Source organism: Pseudomonas sp. Cab53, assembly GCF_018325965.1.
In the GTDB taxonomy this organism is placed as follows: Bacteria; Pseudomonadota; Gammaproteobacteria; order Pseudomonadales; family Pseudomonadaceae; genus Aquipseudomonas; species Aquipseudomonas chlororaphis_E.
In genome coordinates this window covers 4,828,074-4,852,438 of the sequence record NZ_AP021902.1, presented here as the reverse complement: position 1 = coordinate 4,852,438, position 24,365 = coordinate 4,828,074, and the positions used below count along the sequence as shown (strand labels likewise).

At 62.3% G+C, this 24,365-nt stretch carries 21 protein-coding genes; 6 read left to right on the top strand and 15 right to left on the bottom strand.

Annotated elements, in window-relative coordinates; all coding sequences use genetic code 11:
- Positions 1 to 324 precede the first annotated feature (324 nt).
- Positions 325 to 1,833: a sigma-54-dependent transcriptional regulator gene (locus tag KI241_RS21170; protein ID WP_212802961.1), complete on the bottom strand. Its 1,509-nt coding sequence runs from the start codon at positions 1,831 to 1,833 to the stop codon at positions 325 to 327.
- Positions 1,834 to 2,046: 213 nt separating this feature from the next.
- Positions 2,047 to 2,952: a LysR family transcriptional regulator gene (locus KI241_RS21165; RefSeq protein ID WP_047736622.1), complete on the bottom strand. Its 906-nt coding sequence runs from the start codon at positions 2,950 to 2,952 to the stop codon at positions 2,047 to 2,049.
- Positions 2,953 to 3,064: 112 nt separating this feature from the next.
- Here KI241_RS21165 and KI241_RS21160 point away from each other — a divergent pair, with 112 nt between their 5' ends.
- Positions 3,065 to 3,943, top strand: coding sequence for an MBL fold metallo-hydrolase (locus KI241_RS21160; RefSeq protein WP_047736620.1), 879 nt, complete (start codon positions 3,065 to 3,067; stop codon positions 3,941 to 3,943).
- 103 nt (positions 3,944 to 4,046) lie between these two features.
- The gene (locus KI241_RS21155) at positions 4,047 to 4,661 is read left to right on the top strand and encodes an NAD(P)-dependent oxidoreductase (RefSeq protein ID WP_042731005.1); all 615 of its coding nucleotides are present in this window, start codon (positions 4,047 to 4,049) and stop codon (positions 4,659 to 4,661) included.
- Between the two features lie 178 nt (positions 4,662 to 4,839).
- Here the strand turns inward: KI241_RS21155 and KI241_RS21150 are convergent, their stop codons facing one another.
- From KI241_RS21150 to KI241_RS21100, 11 genes are all read right to left on the bottom strand, one after another.
- Positions 4,840 to 5,169, bottom strand: a complete 330-nt coding sequence (locus KI241_RS21150) for a GlpM family protein (protein WP_170862026.1) — start codon at positions 5,167 to 5,169, stop codon at positions 4,840 to 4,842.
- Positions 5,170 to 5,195: 26 nt separating this feature from the next.
- Positions 5,196 to 6,524, bottom strand: coding sequence for a sigma-54 dependent transcriptional regulator (locus tag KI241_RS21145; protein ID WP_212802960.1), 1,329 nt, complete (start codon positions 6,522 to 6,524; stop codon positions 5,196 to 5,198).
- Entirely contained in the window at positions 6,521 to 8,422 is a 1,902-nt protein-coding gene (locus tag KI241_RS21140) for an ATP-binding protein (protein ID WP_053145850.1), read from the bottom strand. Before KI241_RS21140 ends, KI241_RS21145 begins: the two co-directional genes overlap by 4 nt.
- A gap of 213 nt (positions 8,423 to 8,635) precedes the next feature.
- Positions 8,636 to 9,370: an amino acid ABC transporter ATP-binding protein gene (locus tag KI241_RS21135; protein WP_003204983.1), complete on the bottom strand. Its 735-nt coding sequence runs from the start codon at positions 9,368 to 9,370 to the stop codon at positions 8,636 to 8,638.
- Positions 9,367 to 10,038 (bottom strand): ABC transporter permease subunit, encoded by a 672-nt coding sequence (locus KI241_RS21130; RefSeq protein ID WP_042730390.1) that lies wholly within the window; start codon positions 10,036 to 10,038, stop codon positions 9,367 to 9,369. Before KI241_RS21130 ends, KI241_RS21135 begins: the two co-directional genes overlap by 4 nt.
- Complete coding sequence (locus tag KI241_RS21125) at positions 10,038 to 10,784, bottom strand: amino acid ABC transporter permease (protein WP_042730391.1); 747 nt, start codon at positions 10,782 to 10,784, stop codon at positions 10,038 to 10,040. The genes KI241_RS21130 and KI241_RS21125 overlap by 1 nt, the downstream gene beginning before the upstream one ends.
- A 195-nt stretch (positions 10,785 to 10,979) precedes the next feature.
- A complete protein-coding gene (locus KI241_RS21120; RefSeq protein WP_042730392.1) occupies positions 10,980 to 11,894 on the bottom strand; it encodes a glutamate/aspartate ABC transporter substrate-binding protein in 915 nt (304 codons plus the stop codon).
- Positions 11,895 to 12,341: 447 nt separating this feature from the next.
- Positions 12,342 to 13,880 carry a glycerol-3-phosphate dehydrogenase gene (gene glpD / locus KI241_RS21115; protein ID WP_123578451.1) on the bottom strand — a complete coding sequence of 513 codons (1,539 nt, stop codon included), beginning with the start codon at positions 13,878 to 13,880 and terminating at the stop codon, positions 12,342 to 12,344.
- Between the two features lie 324 nt (positions 13,881 to 14,204).
- Positions 14,205 to 14,960 (bottom strand): DeoR/GlpR family transcriptional regulator, encoded by a 756-nt coding sequence (locus KI241_RS21110; protein WP_042730394.1) that lies wholly within the window; start codon positions 14,958 to 14,960, stop codon positions 14,205 to 14,207.
- An 89-nt stretch (positions 14,961 to 15,049) separates the two neighbouring features.
- Complete coding sequence (glpK, locus tag KI241_RS21105; RefSeq protein ID WP_042730395.1) at positions 15,050 to 16,555, bottom strand: glycerol kinase GlpK; 1,506 nt, start codon at positions 16,553 to 16,555, stop codon at positions 15,050 to 15,052.
- A gap of 78 nt (positions 16,556 to 16,633) precedes the next feature.
- Positions 16,634 to 17,485, bottom strand: a complete 852-nt coding sequence (locus KI241_RS21100; protein WP_042730396.1) for an MIP/aquaporin family protein — start codon at positions 17,483 to 17,485, stop codon at positions 16,634 to 16,636.
- 321 nt (positions 17,486 to 17,806) lie between these two features.
- On the opposite strand from KI241_RS21100, the gene ybaK reads away from it, so the two are divergent.
- On the top strand, positions 17,807 to 18,277 hold the full coding sequence (ybaK, locus tag KI241_RS21095; protein ID WP_047736617.1) for a Cys-tRNA(Pro) deacylase: 471 nt from the start codon (positions 17,807 to 17,809) through the stop codon (positions 18,275 to 18,277).
- 145 nt (positions 18,278 to 18,422) lie between these two features.
- Positions 18,423 to 19,205 carry a PhzF family phenazine biosynthesis protein gene (locus KI241_RS21090; protein WP_047736614.1) on the top strand — a complete coding sequence of 261 codons (783 nt, stop codon included), beginning with the start codon at positions 18,423 to 18,425 and terminating at the stop codon, positions 19,203 to 19,205.
- Positions 19,206 to 19,340: 135 nt separating this feature from the next.
- Here the strand turns inward: KI241_RS21090 and KI241_RS21085 are convergent, their stop codons facing one another.
- Positions 19,341 to 20,450, bottom strand: a complete 1,110-nt coding sequence (locus KI241_RS21085; protein ID WP_042730399.1) for an ABC transporter ATP-binding protein — start codon at positions 20,448 to 20,450, stop codon at positions 19,341 to 19,343.
- Positions 20,447 to 21,367 carry an ornithine carbamoyltransferase gene (gene argF, locus KI241_RS21080; RefSeq protein ID WP_042730400.1) on the bottom strand — a complete coding sequence of 307 codons (921 nt, stop codon included), beginning with the start codon at positions 21,365 to 21,367 and terminating at the stop codon, positions 20,447 to 20,449. The genes KI241_RS21085 and argF overlap by 4 nt, the downstream gene beginning before the upstream one ends.
- A gap of 403 nt (positions 21,368 to 21,770) precedes the next feature.
- Between argF and KI241_RS21075 the strand changes: the two genes are divergently transcribed.
- Both KI241_RS21075 and KI241_RS21070 read left to right on the top strand, forming a co-directional pair.
- Positions 21,771 to 22,058 (top strand): hypothetical protein, encoded by a 288-nt coding sequence (locus KI241_RS21075; RefSeq protein WP_042730401.1) that lies wholly within the window; start codon positions 21,771 to 21,773, stop codon positions 22,056 to 22,058.
- Positions 22,059 to 22,189: 131 nt separating this feature from the next.
- On the top strand, positions 22,190 to 24,298 hold the full coding sequence (locus tag KI241_RS21070) for a molybdopterin oxidoreductase family protein (RefSeq protein WP_212802959.1): 2,109 nt from the start codon (positions 22,190 to 22,192) through the stop codon (positions 24,296 to 24,298).
- Positions 24,299 to 24,365: the final 67 nt, after the last annotated feature.

The window sequence follows — 24,365 nt, the reverse complement described above, 5'->3', positions numbered from 1 at the left end:
AAAAGGGCTTATGGATCAATGATTTGAGGGGGATTGAGGCGGCGTTGAGCGGTGACGCTGTAGCGAAATCGCTACAGCTGCATGCCTGGATAAAATCATTGCCGGATCAAAGCCTTATCCAGCGCAGCTTACCGCTTGATGTAGCGATATCGTTCCACTGTAGCGCTTTCAGTACAGGTAGAGGTCGCTTTTGGCGCAATTTCGACCACGACTCAGAACCCTGTGGGAGCGGGCTTGTTCGCGAAGACGGTGTGCCAGCCAGGTTGACGTCGACTGACACACCGCTTTCGCGGGCAAGCCCGCTCCCACAGGGACCGAGTCAAGCTAGGGCTTGTTGGAAATCCCGTACTTGCGCAACCGGTGGGCGATCGCGGTGTGGGAGGTTTGCAAGCGGCTGGCGAGCTGGCGGGTCGAAGGGTAGTTGATGTAGAGGCTTTCGAGCAGGTGTTTCTCGAAGGCTTCCATGGCTTGTTCCAGGCTCTCGACCTCCACGTCGCCCTGGCGCGCGACAGAGGTGCCGGCGATGTCCAGGTCGCCAATGTCCACCAGGCTGCTTTCGCAGATGGCGGCGGCGCGGAAGATCACGTTCTGCAATTGCCGCACGTTGCCCGGCCAGCGATTGCCCAGCAGCGCCGGGTACGTGCCGGGGGCGAGGCGGCAGACCGGGCGTTGGATCTGGGCACAGGCCTGCTGCATGAAGTAACGGGCCAGCAGCAGGATGTCCTGGCCGCGCTCTCGCAGCGGCGGGACTTCGACGTTGAGCACGTTGAGGCGATAGAACAGGTCCTCGCGGAACGAGCCTTCACTGACCATTTTTTCCAGGTTGCGGTGAGTGGCGCTGAGGATCCGCACGTTGACCTTGATCTCGCGATCGCCCCCCACCCGGCGAAAGCTGCCATCGTTGAGGAACCGCAGCAACTTGGCTTGCAGGTACGGTGACATCTCGCCGATTTCGTCGAGAAACACCGTGCCCTGGTTCGCCAGTTCCATCAGCCCCGGCTTGCCGCCCCGTTGCGCCCCGGTGAAGGCTCCGGGGGCATAGCCGAACAGTTCGCTCTCGGCCAGGTTCTCCGGCAACGCGGCGCAGTTCAGGGCCAGGAATGGAGCACTGTGACGGGCGCTGATGGCGTGGCAGGCGCGGGCCACCAGTTCCTTGCCGGTTCCGGTTTCGCCCTGGATCAGCAACGGTGCGTCGAGGGCCGCGACCCGTTGGGCCCGGGCCTTGAGGGTGCGGATTGCCGGGGATTCGCCGAGCAATGCGTCGAAACCTTCGGCGTGGTCGTGATGCAGCGCCGACAAGCGTTCGCCGATGCGGTTCGGCGGATAGAGCGTCAGCAGGGCGCCGGCGTCGGTGATAGGGGTGGCGTCCAACAGCAGGGTCTGGCCATTGAGGGTGATTTCCCGCAGTGGCAGGCGAAAACCGTTCTCCAGCAACGTGCTGAGCAGCGCCTCGTCGCCGAACAGCTCGGTCACGCTTTCCCCCGCCGGCTCCCGACCGTACAGGGCAATCAGCGCGGGGTTGGCCAGCAGCACATTGCCGGCGCTGTCCAGGGCCAGCACCGGGTCGGTCATGGCCGCCAGCAGGGCATCGAGCTGCAAGTGCCGGCGCTGGCCCGGCAGGATGTCCACCACCGTCACCGCCTGCACGCCCCGCACGCTGAACAAGGCGTCACGCAATTCGTCCAGCACTTGCGGGCTGAGGGTCGGTGCGTCGATGTAGACGTTGGGCGGCACCATCTCCACGGCATCCAGGTTGAGATTGCGCCCACCGAGCAAGGCCAGGACTTCCTGGGTGATGCCGACGCGGTCGATGAAACTGACGTGGATACGCATGGGGCGGCTTAGGGTTCTGGCGTATGGAGGGTGGCAAGTATGCCTTGGGGCGGGCGGTTGGTGGAATCCTGCCGCGGCACTTGAGGCGTACCGGGCCCCTGTGGGAGCGGGCTTGCTCGCGAAAGCGGCGTATCAGTCAACCTATGTTTTGCGGATACGACGCCTTCGCGAGCAAGCCCGCTCCCACAACGTGTTCGGTGAGGCTGACACGGCTTACAACCCCACATCCCACTCCGGCGTCTCGGGAAATTTCTGCACCAGGAAATCCAGCAGGCTGCGCAGTGCCGAGGGCATGTGCTTGCGTGAGGCGTAGACCGCGTACATGTTCATTTGCCGCGGCTCGGCATGGGGCACCAGGCGTACCAGCTCGCCGCGCCTGATGTGGGGGCCGGCCTGATAGCTGGGCAGCATGGCCACGCCGGCGCCTGCCATGGCCGCCTGCAACAGGGTGGTGGCTTCGTTGCTGCTGATATTGCCCTGCACCGGCACCGAGACCTGCTCGCCGTCCTGCTCGAAATGCCAGAGGCTCTTGCCCACGTAGGCGTGGGTCAGGCAGTTGTGCTGGCTCAGGTCCTCGACCCGCTGGGGTGTCGGGTGTTCCTGCAAGTAACCGGGCGAGGCGCAGATCACCGAGCGGCACACCGTAAGGCGGCGGGCGATCAGGTTCGGGTCCAGGTCGTTGCTCATGCGGATCGCCAGGTCGATGCGCTCGTCCACCAGGTTCACGGTGCGATCGAGCATCTGCAGGTCGACGCTCACCCCGGGGTAGCGCTTGACGTACTCGGCCATGGCCTTGGTCAGTTGGGCCTGGCCAAAGGAGGTGCTGGTGCTGATGCGCAGCAGGCCCCGTGGTGCGTCGTCCGGCTTGCTGACAGCCGCTTGCAGGTCGCCGGACAGCTCCAGCATCTGCCGGCAGCGCGGCAGGATTTCCGTGCCGGCGGCTGTCAGGCTCAGCTTGCGGGTGGTGCGGTGCATCAGTCGGGCGCCGACCCAGTCTTCCAGCTCCGCCAGATACCGCGACACCACCGGTCGCGACAGGTCCAGGTGCTCGGCCGCCGCCGACTGGCTGCCCAGGTCCACCACGGTGACGAACACCTGCATTGCTTGAAGACGATCCATGATTTGCCCGTTTTCAGAAACAAACTATGTTGAATCATCGCATTTTTTAGGACGAGTCAGACTACTAAGCTTCGTCTCAATGCCTACGGGCTTTTGGACAACGGAGTACAGCATGACCGGATTCACCCCACTCAAGCGCCTGTTGCTGGCGACCGCATCCCTGGCGTTCGCGGCCCATAGCTGGGCGGCCGACTTGACACTCGATGTCTACAACCCTGGCGCCGCGGCGGTCTTTCCGGTGTCCTCGGTGTTGGTCAGTGGCGAGCACGACGCCATCCTGGTCGACGCCCAGTTCGGTAAATCCCAGGCCGAGCAGGTCGTGGAAAAAATCCGCGCCAGCGGAAAGCGACTGACCACGATTTACATCAGCCACGGCGATCCCGACTACTATTTTGGTTTGCAGACCCTGACGGCCGCTTTCCCCGAGGCCAAGGTGCTGGCCACCCAGCCGACCGTCGAACACATCAAGCACACGATGGACGGCAAGCTGAAATATTGGGGGCCGATCCTGAAGGCTGATGCACCCGACAACGCCATCGTGCCCCAGGTGCTCAAGGGCGACAGCCTGACCCTGGAGGGCAAGCGCTTGCAGGTCATCGGCCTGGATGGCCCGCAACCGGAGCGCAGTTTCGTCTGGATTCCATCGATCAAGGCCGTGGTCGGGGGCGTGGTGGTGGCCGAGAACATCCATGTCTGGATGGCCGACACCCAGACGCCGCAGTCCCATCAGGATTGGCTGGCGACCCTGGACAGCATCGAGAAGCTGCAGCCGCGCAGCGTGATCCCCGGCCATTACCTGGGCGAGAGCACCCGCTCCGTGGCGTCGGTCAAGTTCACCGCCGGCTACATCAAGGCTTTCGACGAAGAAACCGCTCGCGCCAAAGACGCCGCCGCCCTGATCGCCGCCATGAAACAACGCTACCCGGACCTGGGCGAAGACAGCTCGCTCGAGCTCAGTGCCAAGGTGGCCAAGGGGGAAATGAAGTGGTGAGTGCCTGACGGCCGATGACACCTTTGCCGCAATCAATCAGCTTGGCTGCCTCGCCACAAGGGGTTGCATGCCCGGTATCTATGAGTAATCACTGGAGAACATCATGAGCAAGATCGCAATCATCGGCGCCACCGGTCGTGCTGGCAGCCAACTGTTGGAAGAAGCCTTGCGCCGTGGCCACAGCGTGACAGCCATTGCCCGCAACACGGCAAGCATCGGTGACAGGCCTGGCGTGGTCAGCCAATCCCTGGATGTGTTGGACAGCGAAGCGCTGACCGCCGCCGTTGCCGGTCACGATGCCGTGATCAGTGCCGCGCACTTTGCCACCGTACCGGCCGACAAGATCATCGCGCCGTTGAAAGCGGCGGGGGTCAAGCGCCTGCTGGTGGTGGGTGGGGCCGGCTCGCTGCTGCTGCCGGACAACAGCCGGGTGATCGACAGCGATGGTTTCCCCGAGGAATACCTCGCCGAAGCCACGGCCGGAGCCTTGTTCCTGGACGTGCTGCGCCAAGAGCAGGACCTGGACTGGACGTTCCTTTCGCCTTCGGCGGAGTTCGTCGAGACCGAGCGCACCGGGCACTTTCGCCTTGGCAAGGATCACTTGCTGTTCGACGAGGCAGGCCGCAGTTGGATCAGTTTCGCCGACTACGCCATCGCGATGATCGACGAAGTGCAGACGCCGCAGTTTTCGCGGACGCGGTTCACCGTCGGTTATTGATTCGCCGCTCCCACAAGGGATCTATGGTGAACACACATCCTGTGCTCGCCAACGATCAATGTGTGGGAGCGGGCTTGCCCGCGAAGAGGCCGGGCCTGTCCAACAGATGCGTCGACTGATCCCCCGGCTTTCGCGAGCAAGCTCGCTCCCACAGGGGAGATAAGGCACGCTTGTGCCCTCAGCCGTGAACCCTTACCCAGACGCTGACCAGCACCGTGGCGGCCATCAGCCACGCCACCGCCGCCACCGCCAGGGATGCTTCCAGGCGCATCCGGTCGACCATGACATACAGGGTCGCCAGGTACACGAAATACGGAATGATCGACCACATGCCAAACACGATGGTGGTCTTCAGGTCGTCCACCGAGCGGCCCTTGCCGACGATGTAGTGGGCGATCAAGGCAAAGGTGGGAAACAGCGGCACCAGCCCGGCGATGTAGTAATTGCGGGTCTTGGCGAGCATCGCCAGGATCACCACCACGGCAGCCCCCAGCGCCGCCTTGAAAATCAGGTCCACAGGTCATTGCCCCGTTGTTAATGGCTCAGGCCATATTTTTTGACTTTGTCGAACAGGGTGGTCTTGGCCATCCCCAGTTCCTGGCTGGCCTGGGTCAGGTTGCCGCCGCTGCGTTGCAGGGCGTCCACCAACAGGTTGCGTTCGAACGCTTCCACCGCTTCGGCGAAGGCCAGGCTCTGGCCGCCGCTACTGGCACCGGTTTTCTTGAAGGCAGGCAGGCCGAGGGCATAGCGCTCGGCGACGTTGCGCAATTCGCGCACGTTGCCCGGCCAATCATGGCTCATCAGGTTCGACAGGGTCTGGTTATCCAGCTGCGGCACCGTGCGGTCGAAACGCAGGGACGATTGCTGGAGGAAATGTTCGAACAGTTGCAGGATGTCTTCGCGCCGCTCGCGCAGGGGCGGCAGTTCCAGCGTCACCACGTTGAGGCGGTAATACAGGTCGCTGCGAAACTGGCCGGCACGGCCCATTTCGTCCAGGTCGGACTTGGTCGCGGCAATCACCCGGCAGTCCACCGCCACGCTCTGGTTCGAGCCCAGCCGTTCGAGGGTGCGTTCCTGCAACACCCGCAGCAACTTGATTTGCAGGGGCAGGGGCATGCTTTCCACTTCATCGAGAAACAGCGTACCGCCATCGGCATGCTCGATCTTGCCGATCCGGCGCTTGCCGGCGCCAGTGAAGGCATTGGCTTCATGGCCGAAAATCTCGCTTTCGAACAGGTTCTCCGGCAGGCCCCCGCAGTTGAGCGCGACGAACTGTTTGCCGTGGCGCCGGCTGAAATCATGCAGGCAGCGGGCGACCAGTTCCTTGCCGGTGCCGGTCTCGCCTTCGATCAGCACGTTGGCCGAGGTGTCGGCGACATTGGCGATCAGTTCGCGCAGGTGCTGCATGGCCGGCGAGCGGCCGATGATACGGCCTTCCAGGGAGTCGCGCTCGGCCAACTGGCGGCGCAGCGATGACACTTCGCGGGCCAGGCTGCGCTGTTCCAGGGCGCGCCGGGCGACGTCCACCAGGCGTTCGGGGGAGAAGGGTTTCTCCATGAAGTCATAGGCGCCTTTCTGCATGGCGCCGACGGCCATGGAAATGTCGCCGTGGCCGGTGATCAACACCACCGGCAAGCGACTGTCCCGAGCCTTGAGACGGGTCAGCAGTTCCAGGCCGTCGATGCCCGGCAGGCGAATGTCGCTGATGACGATGCCGGCAAAATCATCGCCCACCTGTTCCAAGGCTTCTTCGGCGCTGCCCACGCCGATGCACGGGATGTCTTCCAGGCTCAGGGCCTGCTGGCAACCCAGCAGGACGTGGGGGTCGTCTTCGACGATCAGTACGCTCAGGTCGTTGTTCATGGTTGCTCGGCTGGGGGAAGGCTTACCAACGGTAAACTGAGGACGAAGGTGGTGCCACGTTCGACCGGGAATTCGACGCCCAGGTGCCCGCCCGCGGCGGCGGCCAGGCTCGCCGAGAGCGTCAGTCCCAGGCCCAGGCCCTGTTCGCCGGGCTTGGTGGTGAAGAAGGGTTCGAACAAATGCTTGCGGGCTTCGGGGTCGATGCCATGGCCGTTGTCCCGCACCCGCAGGCGGTACTTGCCGTGGCTGCTTTCACCGTCGAGCCATAGTTGTGGCTCGGGCTGCGTCTGCATGGCATCCAGGGCGTTGCCGATCAGGTTCACCAGGATCTGCTCCAGGCGCGTCTGGTCGATTTGCAACTGGACGTCGGCGTAGCCGTTGTGGATCTGGATGTTGCGGTTTTCCAGGCGCCCGCCCAGCAATTGCAGCGCGGCCTCGACGGCCTTGCCCAGGCTCGCCCGGCCCTGATCGTCGCCCCGTCGGGCAAAGGCGCGCAGGCTGGCGGTGATGCGCCCCATGCGGTCGATCAATTCGTTGATGGTCTTGAGGTTGGTGCTGGCGATGTCCAGTTGCCCGCGTTCGAGAAAGCGCACGGTATTGCCAGACAACGTGCGCAAGGCCGCCAGCGGCTGGTTGAGTTCATGGGCGATGCTGGTGGACATCTGGCCGATGGCCGCCAGCTTACCGGCCTGGACCAGTTCGTCCTGGGCCCGGCGCAGGGTCTCTTCGGCCTGTCGACGCTCACGGATCTGGCTCTTGAGCCGTTCGTTGCTGGCGCGCAGGTCGGTGGTGCGTTCGGTAATCCGACGTTCGAGCTGGCTGTTGGCTTCCTGCAAGGCTTCCCGGGCCGCGAGGCGGGTGGCGATGACCTTGCGCCGTTCGTTCCAGGCGATCAGCAGGAACGCCACCAGGGCGAAGGCCACGGCCACCAGGATGCCCTGGTTGATCGCCTGGCGGCGCAGGTCTTCCAGCGGCGTCAACAGGGTGAAGTTCCACGGCGTGTCGCTCAGCGGCCGGGTCTGCGACAAATAGCTGATGGCGCGTTCGTCGGACACCAGTTCGGTGTTGGCCGGGAAGGTCAGTTTCTCCATGCCTTCGGCCAGGCGCTCCCGGGCCAGAGGCACCAGTTCGTTCAGTGGGAACCAGTAGTATTGCAGGCTGCGGGCCAGGCGTTCCTTGGTCTCGTCGCTCAAGGGACGCACGGACTTGAGCCGCCGCGCCGGGTCGCTGGACAAGATGATGATGCCGTTCTCATCGCTGACGAACGCTTCCAGGCGTGCCCGCTGCCAGCGTTCCTCCATGGCTTCGAGGCGCACCTTGACCACGGCGACGCCGATGATCTTGCCCTGTTCTTCCAGGCCGTGGGCCAGGTAGTAGCCAGGTTCGCCGTTGGTGCTGCCAATGCCATAGAAGCGACCCGGCTGGCCGCGCACGGCGTTCTGGAAATAGGCGCGAAAGGACAGGTCTTCACCCAGGTAACTGTCGACGTCGCGCCAGTTGCTGGTGGCCATGACGCGGCCGGTCGTGTCCATCACGTAGATGGCCCGGCTGCGGCTGCGCCGGTTCAGGCCTTCGAGGTATTCGTTGACGGTCTTGCGGTGCTCGGGTGTCGGGTCGTCGAGCAGCGTCGAGACACTCGATTCAAGCTCCAGCAGGCTCGGCAAGTAGGTGTACTTGCTGATTTCACTCTCCACCGCCCGGGCATGCAGCTCCAGCTGGCGCTCGCCGTTCTCGGCAAGGCCACGCACGCCATAGTGTTCGCTGATCCAGAAGCCGAGATAGCCTAGGCCGATCATCAACGCGATGATCAGCGGCGGTAGGAACAGGTGGCGGATCAGGCGAGGTTTCACGGCAAGTGATGGCGGCGCGGCGCGATAGAGGGTGGGGTCGCATTTCATCACAGAAGCCTTGGGTCAACCAGTGTGCTGCGGTCGTCCTTCGACGCGGCTCTGTGGCGAGGGAGCTTGCTCCCGCTCGGCTGCGAAGCAGTCGCAAAACGGTTCGTGCGGTGTGCCAGATGCAATGCATTTACCGGTTTGGGGTCGCTGCGCGACCCAGCGGGAGCAAGCTCCCTCGCCACAAGAGCAAGCGCGTCTAAAAGAAGGCGACGCTTAGTGCTGCAGGATTTTCTCAAGGAAGTGCTGCGCACGTTCGGAGCGGGCGCTGATGTCGCCGAAGAACTCTTCTTTCTTGCAGTCTTCGATGATCTGGCCCTGGTCCATGAAGATCACCCGGTTCGCCACTTTGCGGGCGAAGCCCATTTCGTGGGTCACGCACATCATGGTCATGCCTTCGTGGGCCAGTTGCACCATCACGTCGAGCACTTCGTTGACCATTTCCGGGTCGAGGGCCGAGGTGGGTTCGTCAAACAGCATCACCACCGGGTCCATCGCCAGGGCCCGGGCAATCGCCACGCGCTGCTGTTGGCCGCCGGAGAGCTGGCCCGGGTGCTTATGGGCATGGGCCGACAGGCCGACGCGCTCGAGCAGTTGCAGGCCTTTCTTGGTGGCTTCTTCCTTGCTGCGGCCCAACACTTTGATCTGCGCGATGGTCAGGTTTTCGGTGATGGTCAGGTGCGGGAACAGCTCGAAGTGCTGGAACACCATGCCCACCCGCGAACGCAATTTCGGCAGGTTGGTCTTCGGGTCGGCGATGGAGGTGCCGTCGACCACGATGTCGCCTTTCTGGAATGGCTCCAAGGCGTTCACGCACTTGATCAGCGTGGACTTGCCCGAACCCGAAGGGCCGCACACCACCACGACCTCACCCTTGCTGACCTCGGTGCTGCAATTGGTCAGTACCTGGAAGTCCCCATACCACTTGTTGATGTTCTTGATAGAGATCATACGGCGAACCTTTTTTGCAGACGCTTGACCAGCAGCGAGGCGGCAAAGCTGATTGTGAAGTACACGAGACCTGCGACGATCAGGAACTCATTGGAGCGGCCGATGATGTCGCCATTGGCCCGCGAAGCATTGAGGAAGTCCACCAGGCCGACCGTGTAGACCAGCGAGGTGTCCTGAAACAGGATGATGCTCTGCTGCAGCAGCAGCGGGGTCATCTTGCGGAACGCCTGGGGCAGGATGATCAGGCGCATGGTCTGGCCATAGTTCATGCCCAGGGCCTGGGCCGCACCCATCTGGCCCTTGGGGATCGACTGCACGCCGGCGCGCACGATTTCGCAGAAGTACGCCGCCTCGAACATCATGAAGGCCACGACGCAGGAGCCGAAGGCCCCGATCGGCGTGTCTTCGCCGGTGATCCAGCGCAGCACGAACGGCACCGCCAGGTAGAACCAGGTGATGACCAGCAGCAGCGGGATCGAGCGGAAGTAGTTGACGTACGCGCCGGCGATGTTGGAGATCAGTTTGTTGTGGGACAGGCGCATCAACGCCAGGATCGTCCCCAGGATGATCCCGCCGACGACACCCAGGGCCATCAGTTTCAAGGTCATCACCATGCCATTCCACAGGCCGGGAATGGCCGGGACGACACCGCTGAAATCGAATTCCATCATTTACCCCCCACGGAGATCAGGCCGGGCACCGCGACTTTCTTCTCGACCATGCGCATGAGCAGCATCAGGCTCATGTTCAAGGTGAAGTAGATCAGCGTCGCCAGGGTAAAGGCTTCGAACAGGTTGGCGGAGAACTCGGCGGTCTGCTTGGTCTGCGCGAGCAGTTCCATCAGGCCGATCAGCGAGGCCACGGAGGAGTTCTTGAAGACGTTGAGAAATTCCGAGGTCAGCGGCGGAATGATGATCCGATACGCCTGAGGCAGCAGCACGTTCCAGTAGATCTGCGGCAGCTTGAAGCCCATGGCGCGGGCAGCGGATTCCTGGCCGCGCGGCAGCGCCTGGATACCGGTGCGCACCTGTTCGCAGACCCGGGCGGCGGTAAACAGCCCCAGGCACACGACGACGCTCAGGTAGGCCGAGGTGGTCGGGTTCAGGTCCTGCTTGTACCACTCCTGCAGGTTTTCGGGCAGCAGGTCGGGCACCAGGAAGTACCAGATGAACAGCTGAACCAGCAGCGGCACGTTGCGGAAAAGCTCCACGTAGCAGGTGGCGATGCCCGACACCAGCCGGTTCGGCACGGTGCGCATCACGCCCAGGATAGAGCCCAGCATCAGGGCGATGATCCAGGCGACGACGGCGATGGCGATGGTCCAGCCCAGGCCGGCGATGTACCAGTCGAGATAAGTCTCGCTGCCCACGCCGGTGGACTTGAAGAACACGCCCCAGTCCCAGTTGTAATTCATTAGGGTCTCCCCTCAGATCGTTCGATGTGCAAATGCCCGCCTGGGGAAGCTCCGTTCCCGTCCTGGCCTGTAAAGGCCAGGCACACGCGATCGGCTCGACAACCACCGCCTCGAGTGTTTCCAGATATGCCAGCAGGGAGTGACCATCCCCTGAAAGGGCGGGGCCCCTTCAGGAGATAAGGTTAGTCAGAAAAATCAGGACTTCTTGTCGTCAGCCGCTTTGTCGGTCGGATTGGCGATCAATGCCTTGAGCTCGTCGCTCATCGGGAAGTTCAGGTTCAGGTTTTTCGGTGGGATGGGCTGGGTGAACCACTTGTCGTAGATCTTGTTGATCTCGCCCGAGGCATAGGTCGCCTTGATGGCGTCGTCGACCGCTTTCTTGAACGGCTCGTCGCCCTTGCGCATCATGCAGCCGTAGATCTCGTAGGACTGTGGTGTACCGGTGACGGCCCAGTCGTCGGCCTTCTTGGCCTTGGCCGCTTCGCCGGCCAGCAGGGCGTCATCCATCATGAACGCGACGGCCCGGCCCGATTCCAGCATCTGGAAGGACTCGCCGTGGTCCTTGGCAGAGATGACGTTCATGCCCATCTGCTTGTCGGCGTTCATTGCCTTGAGCAGGCGCTCGGAGGTGGTGCCGGCGGTGGTCACGACGTTCTTGCCCTTCAGATCGTCGAAATCCTTGTACTTGGAGTCTTTCTTGGAGAGCAGGCGGGTGCCGATCTCGAAGATGCCGACGGAGAAATCAACCTGTTGCTGACGCTCGACGTTGTTGGTGGTGGAGCCGCACTCCAGGTCCACGGTGCCGTTCTGCACCAGCGGGATGCGGGTTTGCGAGGTCACCAGGTTGTACTTGACCTGCAGGTTCGGCAGGTCCAGGTCTTTTTTCAGTGCTTCGACGACTTTCAGCTGGATATCGTGGGAGTAGCCCACCGGCTTGCCGGAAGCGTCTGCGATGTAGGAGAACGGAATGGAAGCGTCGCGATGCCCAAGCGTGATGACGCCGGACTCTTTGATCTTTTTCAGCGTGCCGGTCAGTTCGGCGGCGAAAACCGGGGTGCTGATCAGAGCGGCAGCAATGGCTGCGCCCAGAAGATGGGGAACGATGCGCATCGATGTTTCCTCGACATTGTTTTTTTTATTTCAGCCGGTACGTCGGCCCTGAGTGCTTCGAAACGCCTGGCAGCTCCTGTTGTGTTGGCATGCAGGCATTCGTCTCGAAGGAGTGTAGAGCATGACTCGTGCCAGGCCAGTCGATACAGGTTAACTATATGTTTTATAAAGTAATTAATGTTTTGTTTCAGGTTTATTTGCCGGTTGTTTATCCGGCTGGCCGAACTGACTGATGGGTCTTGTTCGGAAAACCGAATGCCCTGAGGTCGCATTAATCCATTGTGGGAGCGAGCTTGCTCGCGAATGCGGTGTGCCAGTCATATAGATGTTGAATGTGCAGGCGTCATCGCGAGCAAGCTCGCTCCCACAGGGGCATTGGTGGACGCCAGATAGCAAAAAGCCCCTGAATCGCATGATTCAGGGGCTTGGGTCATTGCAGTCTTGCCTTCAGGCCGCTTCGATCTTGCGGCGGTTGTGCTCGACCTTTTCCAGGTACTGCTGAAGCTTTTGCTGTTCGGCCGCAGTGGTGAACAGGCCCAGCTTGCTACGACGCCAGAGGATGTCCTGGGCGTCGACGGCCCACTCATCGCTGCACAGATAGTCGACTTCGCGGGTATAGAGGCCGCCGCCGAGGTGTTCGCCCAGGTCGGCGAGCGTCTGTACGCCTTCCAGCATGCGCCAGGTGCGGCTGCCATAGGTGGTGGCCCAGCGCCGGGCGATGTCGGTGGGCAGCCAGTCGAACTTGTCGCGGATGGCCGAGCACAGCGCTTGCGGGGTGGTCATGTTTTCGCCGCCAGGAAGCGTGGCGACGGCGGTCCAGCTCGGGCGCATCTGGGTGAAGTACGGAGCCAGTTGCGCCATGGCCGACTCGGCCAGCTTGCGGTAGGTGGTCAGCTTGCCACCGAACACCGAGAGCAAGGGGGCTTCTTCGCCACCGCCGGAGAGCGCCAGGGTGTAGTCCCGGGTCACGGCCGACGGGTTGTCGGATTCGTCGTTGCACAGCGGACGCACGCCGGAATAGCTGTGCAGGATGTCGTCGCGGCTGAGCTGTTTCTTGAAGTGGGCGTTGACCACTTTCAGCAGGTAATCGGTTTCGCCTTCAGTGATGGCCACGTTGGCCGGATCGCCGGTGTATTCGCGATCGGTGGTGCCGATCAGGGTGAACTGGTTCAGGTACGGAATGGTGAACACGATGCGTTGGTCTTCGTTTTGAAGAATGTGCGCATGTTCGCCTTCATAGAGTTTCGGCACGATCAGGTGGCTGCCCTGGATCAGGCGGATGCCGTAGGGCGATTCCATCTTCAGGTCATCGCGAATGAACTTGGCCACCCACGGGCCAGCGGCATTCACCAGTGCCTTGGCGCGAATCGAAAACAGGCTGCCGTCGGCACGTTCCAGGTGCAGGTGCCACAGGCCTTTGCTGCGACGGGCGTTCACGCAACGGGTGCGGGTGTGGATATGGGCGCCTTTTTCCCGGGCGGCCATGGCGTTGAGCACGACCAATCGAGCGTCGTCGACCCAGCAGTCGGAGTATTCGAAGCCTTTGGTGATCTCGCTTTTCAGTGCGCTGTCGGCACCGAATTTCAAGCTCTTGGAGCCGGCGAGCTGTTCACGCTTGCCGAGGTGATCGTAGAGGAACAGGCCGGCGCGAATCATCCACGCCGGACGCAAGTGCGGGCGGTGGGGCAGCACGAAGCGCATTTGCTTGACGATGTGCGGCGCCTTGGCCAGCAACACCTCGCGTTCGGCCAGTGCCTCGCGCACCAGGCGGAACTCGTAATGTTCGAGGTAGCGCAGGCCGCCATGAATCAATTTACTGCTGGCCGACGACGTGTGGCTGGCCAGATCGTCCTTTTCGCAAAGGAACACCGAAAGACCGCGACCGGCAGCGTCCGCGGCAATCCCCACGCCGTTGATACCGCCGCCAATCACGGCGACATCGTAAACCTCGGCGAGAGGGGGCGTAGGCAAGGTAGAAGTGGGCATCGGCTGGCCTCGGGCTTTTTTTCGTAATATTTGAATTCGAACATTAATGTTCATTTGCGAAAATACTAGCCCATAAGGACAGCAACGGCCAGTCGATTTCGATTGAAAAAACTGATCAAGGGAAGCTGAAAGGAAAATTTTCGAACATAAAAATAACGCTCAAGGCGCGGCGTGCACTTGTGGCGAGGGGATTTATCCCCGCTGGCTCGCGAATCAGGCCTAAACCCGGCGATTCGGTATCTCAGACAAGCTGAATGACTGAAGGGGGCTGCTGCGCAGCCCAACGGGGATAAATCCCCTCGCCACAGGGTATTGGGGGAGGGGTTAAACCACTTCCAGTCGAATCTTGTGCTGGCTCAGCAACTGCACCAGGGCTGGCACCGGTTGCTGGTCGGTCACCAGGCAGTCGATGAGGCTGATCGGGCCCAGGCGAACCATGGCATTGCGCCCGAACTTGCTGGAGTCGGCCGCCAGCAGCACTTGCCGGGCGTTGGCGATGATCGCCTGGGACACCCGCACTTCCTGGTAATCGAAATCCAGCAGGCTGCCATCCTCATCGATGCCGCTGATGCCCACCAAGGCGAAATCGACCTTGAACTGGTTGATGAAATCGACGCTGGCCTGGCCCACTACGCCACCGTCTCGTCGCACGTTGCCGCCGGCGACCAGGACTTCGAAATCGTCCTTGGCACTGAGGATCGATGCCACGTGCAGGTTGTTGGTGATGACCTTCAAGTGGTTGTGATTGAGCAGGGCCCGGGCGATGGATTCGGTGGTGGTGCCGATGTTGATGAACAGCGAGGCGTGATCGGGGATCTGGGCGGCAATGGCTTCGGCGATGCGCTGCTTCTCGTCGCGCATCTGGTCGGCGCGCATGGCGTAGGCGGTGTTTTCCACGCTGGAATCGTAGGCGGCGCCGCCGTGGTAGCGGCGCAACAGGTTGGCTTCCGCCAGTTGATTGATGTCTCGGCGGATGGTTTGCGGGGTTACAACGAACAACTGCGCCATTTCCTCGATGCTGACGTAGCCGCGTTCGCGGACCAGTTCGAGGATTTGCTGCTGACGGGGAGGCAGATTCATGGGCGTCCTTTGGGCTGCCGAAATATGCCCATGATGCCGCAGGAATCTGCTCCCGACCAGTTCAGACCCAGGTGTTGCTCAGGGTCGGCTTATTCGGCGTCTTCGTGGGGTTCCCAGTCGCGGGTGCGGCTGACCGCTTTCTGCCAGCCGGCGTAGAGCTTTTCCTTCGCCGGTTCGTCCAGTTGCGGTTCGAATTCGCGCTCGATCACTGCCTTGCCGCGCAGCTCTTCCAGGCTGCCCCAGAAACCGCACGCCAGGCCGGCCAGGTAGGCCGCGCCCAAGGCGGTGGTTTCGCGCATTTTCGGACGCTCGACCCGTGTGCCCAGGATGTCGGCCTGGAACTGCATCAGGAAGTTGTTCGCCACCGCGCCGCCGTCCACACGCAGGGCCTTGAGGCGCTCACCGGAGTCCTGTTGCATGGCATCGAGCACGTCGCGCGTCTGGTAGGCGATGGACTCCAGCGCCGCACGGATGATGTGATCGACCCGCACGCCCCGGGTCAGGCCAAACAACGCGCCCCGGGCATAGGGGTCCCAGTACGGCGCGCCCAGGCCGGTGAAGGCCGGCACCAGGTACACACCGTTGCTGTCCTTGACCTTGTTGGCAAAGTATTCGGTGTCCAGGGCGTCGTTGATGATTTTCAGCTCATCGCGCAACCACTGCACCGTGGAGCCGCCATTGAACACCGCGCCTTCGAGGGCGTAGGCGACCTCGCCGCGTGGGCCGCAACCGATGGTGGTGAGCATGCCGTGATTGGACTTGACCGCCTTGTTCCCGGTGTTCATCAGCAAGAAGCAGCCGGTGCCGTAGGTGTTTTTCGCCTGGCCCGGCTCCACGCACATCTGGCCGAAGAGGGCGGCCTGCTGGTCGCCGGCGATACCGCCGATGGCGATGCCACTCTTGGTGCGGCCGTAGATCTCTGAGGACGACTTCACTTCCGGGAGCATTTCCCGGGGGATGTCGAGGATCTCGAGCATCTTCGCATCCCACTCCAGCGTATGGATGTTGAAGAGCATGGTGCGCGAGGCGTTGGTGTAGTCGGTGACGTGGACCTTGCCGCCGGTGAATTTCCAGATGAGCCAGCTGTCGACGGTGCCGAACAGCAACTCGCCGTTGCGGGCACGCTCGCGGCTGCCTTCGACGTTGTCCAGGATCCACTTGAGTTTGGTGCCGGAGAAGTACGGGTCGGTCACCAGGCCGGTGGTGTCGCTGATGTATTGCTCGTGGCCGTCGCGCTTGAGCTGCTGGCAGATTTCAGTGCTGCGACGGCATTGCCAGACGACGGCGTTGTAGATCGGCCGGCCGGTGGTCTTGTCCCAGACCACTGTCGTCTCGCGCTGGTTGGTGATGCCGATGGCAGCTACCTGGTCATGGTGCAGGCCGGCCTGGGCCAGGGCTTCGACCATCACGCCGCTCTGGGTGGCGAAGATTTCCATCGGGTCGTGTTCGACCCAGCCGGCCTGGGGGTAGTGCTGGGCGAATTCGCGCTGGGCGATGCAGACCACGTTGGCGTCACGGTCGAAAATGATCGCGCGCGAGCTGGTCGTACCCTGGTCGAGGGCAATGATGTAGTTCTTGTTCTGGAGGTCGGTCATGTCGATTGCCTTGGGACGAAAATAAGGGCTGAGGCCATGGCGCACGCTCGAACGGGCAGGAGCGTGCGCCGACTGTTTTCAGGATGTTCTGGGCTTGCCGTCAATGGCCGGTTCTGCATCCTTTATAGCTGTCGTGGTGCTGGGCAGATGGCGGGCAATCAGCCCGCGATAGGCCGCAGCACCCAGGCATGCACCCAACAGCGGTGCAAAAATCGGAACCAGGAAGTATGGGATGTCGCGCCCACCGGTGAGGGAAATTTCACCCCAGCCTGTGACGAAAGTCATCAGTTTAGGGCCGAAGTCCCGAGCCGGGTTCATCGCGAAGCCGGTCAACGGCCCCATCGAACTACCGATCACCGCAATCAACAGGCCGATCAACAACGGCGCCAGCGGGCCGCGGGGCAAGCCATTGTTATCATCGGTGAGGGACATAATCACCCCCATCAGGATGGCGGTGATGATCATTTCCACCACGAAGGCCTGGCCAGTGGAGAGGGCCGGATGTGGATAAGTGGAGAATACCGACGCCAGCTCGAGGCTCGCCTCGGTGCCACGGATCATGTGTCGCGACTGTTCGAAATCGAAGAACAGGTTGCTGTACAGCGTGTACACCAGCAACGCGCCGCAGAAGGCGCCGGCGACCTGGCAGATGATATAGAAGGGCAGCTTGCGCTTTTCGAAGTCAGTGAAGAGGCACAGGGCGACGCTGACGGCAGGGTTCAGGTGCGCGCCGGAGATGCCTGCGCTGAGGTAGATCGCCATGCTGACGCCGACGCCCCAGATGATGCTGATTTCCCACAAGCCGAAACTCGCACCCGCGACCTTGAGCGCTGCAACGCAACCGGTCCCGAAGAAGATCAATAGCGCTGTCCCCAGGAATTCGGCCAGGCATTGGCTGGAAAGGGACGGCTGTTGTGAAGCAATGGTCATTCGAACCTCGGTTTTTGTTTTTTTCCGGGCGCGTTCGAGCAAGCTCTACAGCGCGATTTCCGCCGAGGCAGGATGCAGTCCTTGGCCTCGGGTTGTTGCTTGAGACATGCGTTATGGCTTTCAGTTTCGAAAAAATATAGACAAGAAACGCTGGTGTCAAAGGTCGAAAGTGAACCGTCGGTCACATTTCAACTATTCGTGGCGTGAATGTCTGCTTCTTTGCCAAGCCCTCATCGACAGCGACACTGCGGCCCACAGCCTTTTGGCCAGTGATGGCTTAGAATCCATCCACTCTTTTTGATTTCCCTGTCAGGAGCGGTCATGACCCCCGCGTTGGATCTGTTGAAGAAAGTGCGCGCCGAACATCGTATCCACAGTTATGAACACGACCCCAAGGCAGCGTCCTACGGCCTGGAAGCGGCGGAAAAACTTGGACTGGAGCCGGCCCAGGTGTTCAAGACATTGCTGGCCGCCAGTGAAAAAGGTGAGCTGCTGGTGGCGGTTGTGCCGGTGGCAGGCAGCCTGGACCTGAAAGGCCTGGCCCACGCGGCAGGCGTGAAGAAAGTGGAGATGGCCGACCCGGCGGCGGCACAGCGTTCGACCGGGTATTTGCTCGGCGGCATCAGCCCGCTGGGGCAGAAGAAGCGCCTGCGCACGTTCATCGATACGTCTGCTGAACAGTTCGACAGCATCTTCGTCAGTGCCGGCAGGCGCGGGCTGGAAGTGGAGCTGGCGCCTTCGGTACTGGCAGAACACACCGGGGCGAAGTTCGCCGAGATCGGCCGCGCCTGATTCCAGGATGAGCACAGCGTCCAAGCGGAGGCTAGCCTGCTTGTCAGGGGCGCATGCGGTGTAGGGTGAAAATTCTGCTGATCTGTCACTGGATACCACCGTTGCCGCCCTTCATGCTGGCGCATCAATAAAAAGGAGAAGGGCCATGCAGCTTGCGTTTCATCAGGTCGATGCGTTCAGTGATCGCCCGTTTGGCGGCAACCCGGCGATGGTCTATCGGCTCGACGCCTGGCTCGCCGATGATTTGATGCAGAAGATCGCCGCCGAGCACAACCTGGCGGAAACCGCGTTTGTGGTGCGTGAAGGCCAGCAGTGGCATATCCGCTGGTTCACGCCCACCACGGAAGTCCCACTGTGCGGGCACGCGACGCTGGCCAGTGCCCATGTGCTGTTCGAGGTCTACCACGAAACCGCAGAGCGCCTGGAGTTCACTTGCCGGTCCGGTCCATTGAGTGTCACCCGCGACCAGGGCCGCTTATGGCTGGACTTCCCGGCCATCGTGCCTACCGAGCTGGGTGTGTCCCTGGCGGTCCAGAGCGCGCTGAACGTCGAAGCGGTGGACGTGCTGAGCTCCAATGAGCTGTTCGTGGTGCTGGAGTCGGAGCAGGCGGTGCTCGATTGCAAGCCGGACATGGCCGCTCTGGCAAAACTGCCTTGGCCGGGCGCGATCGTGACCGCGCCGGGCAGCAAGCATGATTTCGTCTCGCGCTATTTCGCCCCGGCGATTGGCATCAACGAAGACCCGGTGACCGGTTCGACCCATTGCAGCCTGATTCCCTACTGGTCCAAGCGCCTGGGCAAGCGAGGGCTGACGGCCTACCAGTGTTCGGCCCGGGGCGGGGCCCTGTTCTGCCGGCTGGAAGGGGAGCGGGTGCGGATTGGCGGCGACGCGAGGTTGGTGGCCAGCGGGACCCTTTCACTGGGCTGATCAGTGCGAAAGCGCTTGCGTGGCGAGGGAGCAAGCTCGCGCTCGAGTGCGCAGTGCTCGCATGTTTTTTGGGGCCACTACGCGCCCCAGCGGGAGCAAGCTCCCTCGCCACAAAGCCATCCAAACAATCGATGATCAGTGGGTTGCGCTGTACCGCCGCACGCCGCTTTCCACCGCAGGCAGATGCGCCGCCGTGCTGCCCGAGGCCTGGAACAGCACCAGGTGCTCTGCCGCCACGCGGATACCGACACGGGCGCCGACCTGGTGGTCGGCATGGCTCGGGAAGATCGACTCCAGTTGGGCGCCCGTCGGTAATTGCAGGCGATACAAGGTCGATGCGCCCAGGAATGTCTTGTCGACGATCTGGGCGGTGAGCGGGCTGTCCGGGGCGTAGACGATGTCGTCCGGTCGCAGCAATGCGTCCACCGCGGCGCCAATCGGCCAGGTGTAGGCCCGGTTACCGCGCAGGATGCCCAGCTCGGTCTGCACCGACTCGGGGCTTTCGAGGCGGCCACGGATGAAATAACCCTGTCCGATGAAGCTGGCCACGAAGGGCGTCAGGGGTTCGTGATAGAGGTTGTAGGGCGTGTCCCACTGTTCCAGTCGACCTTCCTTGAACACCCCGACATGGTCGCTCACGGCAAACGCTTCTTCCTGATCGTGGGTGACCAGGATCGCGCTGGTGCCGCGGGCCTTGAGGATGGCCCGGACCTCATGGCTGAGTTTGCGTCGCAACTCGCCGTCGAGGTTGGAGAACGGTTCGTCGAGCAACAGCAGCTGTGGCTCGGGTGCCAGCGCGCGGGCCAGGGCGACGCGCTGTTGCTGGCCGCCGGAGAGCTCATGGGGAAAACGCCCGCCAAGGTTCTTCAGGTTCACCAACTCCAGCAGTTCCTCCACTACCCGCGCCTTGCTCGGATGCTTGCGAATGCCAAAGGCAATGTTCTCGCTCACACTCAGGTGGGGGAACAACGCATAGTCCTGGAACACCATGCCGATGCGGCGTTTTTCCGGGGCGAGGGTGAAACCGGCGCGGGAGAGGGTTTGCCCGGCCAGTTGGATCTCGCCTTCGTGCACCGGCTCGAAACCGGCAATGGCCCGCAACGTGGTGGTCTTGCCGCAGCCAGACGAACCGAGCAGGCAACCGATGTCACCGGCATTGAGGTGCAGGTTGAGGTTCTGCACAACCCGTTGGTCCTGGTAACCACACGCCAGGTTGTGCAGATTCAGTAGCAGGGGCTGGCTCATGCGTGGCGGTACGCCGGCTCGACCAGGAACTCCAGCAGGGCCTTCTGTGCATGAAGGCGGTTCTCTGCCTGGTCCCAGGCCACCGAGCGCGGGTCGTCCAGCAGGTCGACGCTGATTTCTTCGCCACGGTGGGCCGGCAGGCAATGCATAAACAGCACGTCGGCATCCGCCAGGTCGAGCAGGGCGCGGTTGACCTGCAGCGGCGCGAACAGCTCCAGGCGCTTGGCGGTTTCTTCTTCCTGGCCCATGGAGGTCCAGACGTCGGTGCTCACCAGGTGCGCGCCGGCCACGGCCAGTTTCGGATCGCGGACAATTGTCACCCGGTCCCCGGCCTTGGCGACCAGCCTGGCGTCGGGATCGTAGCCTTCGGGGCAGGCAATGCGCAGTTGGAAGTCGAATTGCAGCGCCGCTTCTATATAGCTGTTGCACATGTTGTTGCCATCGCCGATCCAGGCCACGGTCTTGCCCTGGATCGAGCCACGGTGCTCGAGGAAGGTCTGCATGTCGGCCAGCAGTTGGCAGGGGTGCAGGTCATCGGACAGACCGTTGATCACCGGCACGCGGGAATGGGCCGCGAACTCGGTCAGGGTGCTGTGGGCAAAGGTGCGGATCATCACCGCATCCAGCATGCTCGACATGACGATGGCGCAATCGCTGATGGGTTCGCCACGGCCCAGTTGAGTGTCACGCGGCGACAGGAAGATCGCCTGGCCGCCGAGTTGGATCATGCCAGCTTCGAAAGAGATGCGGGTGCGGGTCGATGATTTCTCGAAGATCATCCCCAGCACGCGGTTTTTCAAGGGCTCGAACAGTACGCCGCGGTTACGCAGGTCCTTGAGCTCCACGCCTCGACGGATCACGCCGAGCAACTCGTCGGGCGTGAAATCCATCAGGGAGAGAAAGTGCCTTGCGCTCATGATTGACTACCTTTTTGTTACTGACCGCAGATGCTCAAAGCCTTGTTTAGGGAAAAACGGGCGAGACCTGCGGCAAAAGCCGCACGGGGCGACGAAAATAGGGGAAGGCGCGATATTGACATTAAATGTCGCGTCTTACCAATAGGGCTACGGTTTTTGGGGATTCAGCGAGGCCATCGCCGGGGTTGCGATGGCGGGTTGGGGGCCGTTTTCCTGACAGCAGCGCCTCTTTGTACACTGCCGTCGCGTCGCTTGGCAATCAAGCGGGACGGGGCTTGGGCGACCCGGAAGAGCGTTTCGCCGCCCCGGGCAGGCGCCCACCCGCCCACCGGTGGCTGTGAAACATTTCCTAATGCAAGGGCCTGGGTTATAAATGAACCCCGCGTGACACAGGAGCCCCGAAATGGATTCGAAAGAGCAGCAACTGATGGAATTGCTAGGGCTGACGGCACGCACGCTGACGCACCTGACCGCTTCGGTGACGTCCATGTCATTCGAGTTGCTGCGCAGCGAGGATGAGGTAACCAAGGCGGCGGCCCGTCGAATGATCGATCGCATGGCCACCATCAGCGGCGGCATCGATGAACACTGGCGGCTGATTGGCGAGTTGACCGGCGACCCGATCACTCAGGAACTGGTGGAAACCGTCGAGGAGATCCAGTTGCTGGCACCGCCGCCCGACCGGTCTTGACGGCACTTCATCGGCGGGCCTGATGCCCGCCAATTCACAGGACGAACGTCGCTGGCGCCGCCGGGGATCACGCGCCATAGTTTTGTTCCCGCGGCCGACAGTGCCCGCTACGAATAAAACAGAGGCTGGCCATGACCAAGACTCTTCACCACCGTGCGTGCCATCTGTGCGAAGCCATTTGTGGCTTGACCCTCGAAACCACCGAAACCGAAGGCCAGGGCCTGGCGATCACCTCGATCAAGGGGGATGCGCTGGACAGCTTCAGCCGGGGCCATATCTGCCCCAAGGCGGTGGCCCTGCAGGATATCCAGAATGATCCGGACCGCTTGCGCCAGCCCATGCAGCGGGTCGGCAACCAATGGCAGCCCATTGCCTGGGACGCGGCCTTCGCCCTGGTCGCCGAGCGCCTGGCGGACATCCAGGCACGTCATGGCCAGAACGCGGTGGCGGTCTACCAGGGCAACCCCAGCGTGCACAATTACGGGCTGATGACCCACAGCAACTATTTCCTCGGCCTGTTGAAGACCCGCAGCCGTTTCTCGGCGACGTCGGTAGACCAGTTGCCCCATCACTTGACCAGCCATCTGATGTACGGCCATGGCTTGCTGATCCCGATCCCGGACATCGACCACACCGATTTCATGTTGATCCTGGGCGGCAACCCGCTGGCGTCCAACGGCAGCATCATGACCGTGCCGGACGTGGAAAAACGCCTCAAGGCCATCCAGGCCCGTGGCGGCAAGGTGGTGGTGGTCGATCCACGCCGCAGCGAGACGGCCGCCATTGCCGACCAGCATGTCTTCGTACGCCCCGGTGGCGACGCTGCGTTACTGCTGGGCTTGCTCAATACCTTGTTCGATGAAGGCCTGACCCGCGACAGCCATCTGCCGGTAGACGACCTTCATCGGGTGCGTGAAGCCGTCGAGCGGTTCACGGCGCAAGCGATGAGCCCGCTCTGCGCGGTGCCGGCGGCGCAGATCCGGCAGTTGGCCCGGGACTTCGCCGCCGCGCCATCAGCGGTCTGCTACGGGCGGATGGGCGTTTCGACCCAGGCCTTCGGTACGCTGTGCCAGTGGCTGATCCAGGTGATCAACCTGGTCACCGGCAACCTTGACCGCGTGGGCGGGGCCTTGTGCACCGAGCCTGCGGTGGATCTGGTGGCGACCACGTCGGGCGGGCATTTCAACCGCTGGCAGAGCCGGGTGTCCGGGCGCCCCGAGTACGCCGGGGAGTTGCCGGTGTCGGCCCTGGCCGAAGAGATGCTCACCGAAGGAGAGGGCCAGGTGCGTGCGCTGGTCACCGTGGCCGGCAACCCGGTGCTGTCCACGCCGAACGGGCGTCAATTGGAGCAGGCGCTCGACGGCCTGGAGTTCATGGTCAGCGTCGACTTGTACATCAACGAAACCACGCGGTACGCCGACCTGATCCTGCCCTCGACGTCGGCGCTGGAAAACGACCATTACGACACCACGTTCAATGTGTTCGCGGTGCGCAACGTGACCCGTTTCAACCGGGCGATCCTGCCCAAGCCCGAAGGCGCGTTGCACGATTGGGAAATTTTCGTCGGCCTGGCCAAGGCCTTCGCCGCCAGGACTGGCAAGGAACTCAAGCCCACCCTGCCGCCGGCGCAAATGATCGATTTCGGCTTGCGGGCGGGGGCGTATGGCGATGCGTCGCCACACAAGCTGTCCCTGGCAACGCTGTTTGATCATCCCCATGGCATCGACCTGGGTGCGCTCAAGCCCAACCTGGCGGGGCGGCTGAAGACCGAAAACCAGCGCGTGCAGGCCGCGCCGGCCGTGATCCTGGCCGATATCGAGCGCTTTGCCGCCGTGCAGGCGCCCGCACCGGACGAGTTGCTGATGATTGGCCGTCGTCATGTGCGCAGCAATAATTCGTGGATGCACAACTTCCATCGGCTGGTGAAAGGCAAACCACGTCATCAACTGCTGATGCACCCGGATGACCTGGCCAGCCGCAGCCTGGTCGATGGCCAGCGGGTGAAAGTCAGCTCCCGGGTGGGCACCATCGAAGTGGAAGTCCAGGGCAGCGCGGACATGATGAAAGGCGTGGTCAGCCTGCCACACGGTTGGGGTCATGCCCGGCCAGGCGTGCAGATGAGCATCGCCAGCGGCCAGCCGGGCTCCAGTGCCAACGACCTGACGGATGAGTGCCAGTTGGATGAGTTGTCCGGCAACGCGGCACTCAATGGCGTACCGGTGAAGGTCGCGGCTGCGTGAATTTGTCCCTGGGACAGCGTGCTCGGCTTTCCGTTACAATGCGTCACCGTGTCGACGACTTAAGTCG

Bases quoted from the DNA above. Each gene is read 5' to 3' on its own strand.
- KI241_RS21170 (WP_212802961.1), bottom strand. From the start codon at position 1,833: ATGCGTATCCACGTCAGTTTCATCGACCGCGTCGGCATCACCCAGGAA.
- KI241_RS21165 (WP_047736622.1), bottom strand. From the start codon at position 2,952: ATGGATCGTCTTCAAGCAATGCAGGTGTTCGTCACCGTGGTGGACCTG.
- KI241_RS21160 (WP_047736620.1), top strand. From the start codon at position 3,065: ATGACCGGATTCACCCCACTCAAGCGCCTGTTGCTGGCGACCGCATCC.
- KI241_RS21155 (WP_042731005.1), top strand. From the start codon at position 4,047: ATGAGCAAGATCGCAATCATCGGCGCCACCGGTCGTGCTGGCAGCCAA.
- KI241_RS21145 (WP_212802960.1), bottom strand. From the start codon at position 6,524: ATGAACAACGACCTGAGCGTACTGATCGTCGAAGACGACCCCCACGTC.
- KI241_RS21140 (WP_053145850.1), bottom strand. From the start codon at position 8,422: ATGAAATGCGACCCCACCCTCTATCGCGCCGCGCCGCCATCACTTGCC.
- KI241_RS21135 (WP_003204983.1), bottom strand. From the start codon at position 9,370: ATGATCTCTATCAAGAACATCAACAAGTGGTATGGGGACTTCCAGGTA.
- KI241_RS21130 (WP_042730390.1), bottom strand. From the start codon at position 10,038: ATGGAATTCGATTTCAGCGGTGTCGTCCCGGCCATTCCCGGCCTGTGG.
- KI241_RS21125 (WP_042730391.1), bottom strand. From the start codon at position 10,784: ATGAATTACAACTGGGACTGGGGCGTGTTCTTCAAGTCCACCGGCGTG.
- KI241_RS21120 (WP_042730392.1), bottom strand. From the start codon at position 11,894: ATGCGCATCGTTCCCCATCTTCTGGGCGCAGCCATTGCTGCCGCTCTG.
- glpD (WP_123578451.1), bottom strand. From the start codon at position 13,880: ATGCCCACTTCTACCTTGCCTACGCCCCCTCTCGCCGAGGTTTACGAT.
- KI241_RS21110 (WP_042730394.1), bottom strand. From the start codon at position 14,960: ATGAATCTGCCTCCCCGTCAGCAGCAAATCCTCGAACTGGTCCGCGAA.
- glpK (WP_042730395.1), bottom strand. From the start codon at position 16,555: ATGACCGACCTCCAGAACAAGAACTACATCATTGCCCTCGACCAGGGT.
- KI241_RS21100 (WP_042730396.1), bottom strand. From the start codon at position 17,485: ATGACCATTGCTTCACAACAGCCGTCCCTTTCCAGCCAATGCCTGGCC.
- ybaK (WP_047736617.1), top strand. From the start codon at position 17,807: ATGACCCCCGCGTTGGATCTGTTGAAGAAAGTGCGCGCCGAACATCGT.
- KI241_RS21090 (WP_047736614.1), top strand. From the start codon at position 18,423: ATGCAGCTTGCGTTTCATCAGGTCGATGCGTTCAGTGATCGCCCGTTT.
- KI241_RS21085 (WP_042730399.1), bottom strand. From the start codon at position 20,450: ATGAGCCAGCCCCTGCTACTGAATCTGCACAACCTGGCGTGTGGTTAC.
- argF (WP_042730400.1), bottom strand. From the start codon at position 21,367: ATGAGCGCAAGGCACTTTCTCTCCCTGATGGATTTCACGCCCGACGAG.
- KI241_RS21075 (WP_042730401.1), top strand. From the start codon at position 21,771: ATGGATTCGAAAGAGCAGCAACTGATGGAATTGCTAGGGCTGACGGCA.
- KI241_RS21070 (WP_212802959.1), top strand. From the start codon at position 22,190: ATGACCAAGACTCTTCACCACCGTGCGTGCCATCTGTGCGAAGCCATT.